Raw genomic sequence first — 2,155 nt, forward strand, 5'->3', positions numbered from 1 at the left:
GCGGTCGCCGCCGCGGTCGTCGGCGGCGCCACCTCCTACGGACTCCAGCAGCTCGGCGGCGGCAACGGCGGCGACACCGTCACGACGGTGAGCGGCACGACGGTCTCCGATTCGAGCAAGGGCACGGTCGCGGGCGTCGCCTCCGCCGTCAGCCCCGCCGTCGTGGAGATCAGCGCCACATCGAACGCGGGCCAGTCGACCGGGGCCGGTGTCGTCATCACGTCGAACGGCGAGATCGTCACCAACAACCACGTCGTCTCCGGCGCCCAGCAGATCAAGGTCGCGCTCAAGAACGGCAAGACGTACACGGCCGAGGTCGTCGGCACGGACAGCTCCAAGGACCTCGCGCTCATCAAGCTCAAGAACGCCTCCGGCCTCAAGGCCGCGACGCTCGGCAACTCCGACAACCTCCAGGTCGGCGACAACGTCGTGGCCATCGGCTCCCCGGAGGGCCTGAGCGGCACGGTGACCAGCGGCATCGTCTCGGCACTCGACCGGGACGTGACCGTCGCGAAGGAGAGCGGCGGCTCGCAGGGCCAGCAGCAGGGGCAGAGTGGCCAGGGCGGTCAGGGGCAGGGCTTCGGCGGCGGCGACTCGTGGCCGTTCCAGTTCGGCGGCGAGCAGTTCAACGGCGACACGGGCGACTCCACGACCACCTACAAGGCCATCCAGACCGACGCCTCCCTCAACCCGGGCAACTCCGGCGGCGCGCTCATCGACATGAACGGCGCGATCATCGGGATCAACTCGGCGATGTACTCGGCCGCGTCGGGCGGCGGTCAGTCCTCCTCCTCGGACGCGGGCAGCGTCGGCCTCGGCTTCGCGATCCCCGTCAACACGGTGAAGGCCGACCTGGCCAAGCTGCGCTCCGGCGCACAGGACTGAACGGCCGGTCCGGCCCCTGGCGTGGCAGGCTGGGCGCCGTCGTCACCGGCGCGTGCACCGTGACGGCCACCCGCGCACAGGACCCGAGCAGACCGAGGAGCAGGAAGCGATGAGCCCGCAGGAAAGCGACCGCGAGCAGCGGCAGCAGCGCATCCTCGTCGTGGACGACGAACCCGCCGTCCGGGAGGCGCTGCGCCGCTCCCTCGTCTTCGAGGGATACGGCGTCGAGGTCGCCGCCGACGGGCACGAAGCCCTCCGGCAGGCCGCCGCGACCCCGCCCGACCTCGTCGTCCTGGACATCCAGATGCCCGGCATGGACGGCCTCACCGCCGCCCGCCGCCTGCGCGCCACCGGCTCCACCGTGCCCGTCCTCATGCTCACCGCGCGCGACACCGTCGGCGACCGCGTGACCGGGCTCGACGCCGGGGCCGACGACTACCTCGTCAAGCCCTTCGAGCTGGACGAGCTCTTCGCCCGTATCCGCGCCCTGCTGCGCCGCTCCTCCTACGCGGTCGCCGAGCAGGCCGCCGACGACGAGGAGACGCTCTCCTTCGGCGACCTCCGCATGAACCTCGCCACCCGGGAGGTCACGCGCGGCGGCCGTGCCGTGGAGCTGACCCGTACCGAGTTCACCCTCCTGGAGATGTTCCTCGCGCACCCCCGCCAGGTGCTCACCCGCGAGCAGATCCTCAAGACGGTGTGGGGCTTCGACTTCGAGCCCTCCTCCAACTCCCTCGACGTCTACGTCATGTACCTGCGCCGCAAGACCGAGGCGGGCGGCGAACCGCGCCTCGTGCACACCGTGCGCGGCGTCGGCTACGTGCTGCGCGGCGGTGGCGAGTGACCGGCGTCGTCCGCCGCTTCCGCGCGCTGCCCCTGCGTTCCCGGCTCTCCCTGCTCACGGCCGCCGCGGTGGCCCTCGCGGTCGCCGTCGTCTCGGTGGCCTGCTGGTTCCTCGTCCGCGGCAAGCTCTACGACGAGGTCGACTCGCAGCTCAAGGACCAGGCGGGCCGGGTGCACCTGTCGTGGGTGCAGACGGTCGCGGGCCCCTGCAACTCCGAGCCCCCCGCGCAGGACTCCGCGCAGCGCCCGCCGTCCGCGCCGATGTACGTCCAGATCGTCAGCGTCGACTACGCCCACCCGTGCGTCGCGGACGGCTCGACGGGGGTCGTGCGCGTCACCGGCGCCGACCGCGCGCTCGCCGCCGACCCCGAGGGCGCGCGCGCAGACCCGCGACGGCACGACGACGGACGGCCGCGACGTCCGCGTC

The 2,155-nt window shown here is 72.6% G+C and carries 2 protein-coding genes and 1 pseudogene; all 3 read left to right on the forward strand.

The features are described from left to right. Positions 1 to 885: S1C family serine protease (locus SSBG_RS13040; RefSeq protein WP_078491293.1), on the forward strand; the 885-nt coding region annotated here is incomplete at its 5' end. A gap of 109 nt (positions 886 to 994) precedes the next feature. After that, complete coding sequence (locus tag SSBG_RS13045) at positions 995 to 1,729, forward strand: response regulator transcription factor (RefSeq protein WP_008746608.1); 735 nt, start codon at positions 995 to 997, stop codon at positions 1,727 to 1,729. Beyond that, positions 1,726 to 2,155: pseudogene (locus SSBG_RS13050) on the forward strand (two-component sensor histidine kinase); the annotation flags it as partial. The gene SSBG_RS13045 and the pseudogene SSBG_RS13050, both read left to right, overlap by 4 nt.

The sequence above is a fragment of the Streptomyces sp. SPB074 genome, assembly GCF_000154905.1.
Taxonomy (GTDB): domain Bacteria; phylum Actinomycetota; class Actinomycetes; order Streptomycetales; family Streptomycetaceae; genus Streptomyces.

Coding starts and splice junctions, on each gene's coding strand:
- SSBG_RS13045 (WP_008746608.1), top strand. CDS start 995: ATGAGCCCGCAGGAAAGCGACCGCGAGCAGCGGCAGCAGCGCATCCTC.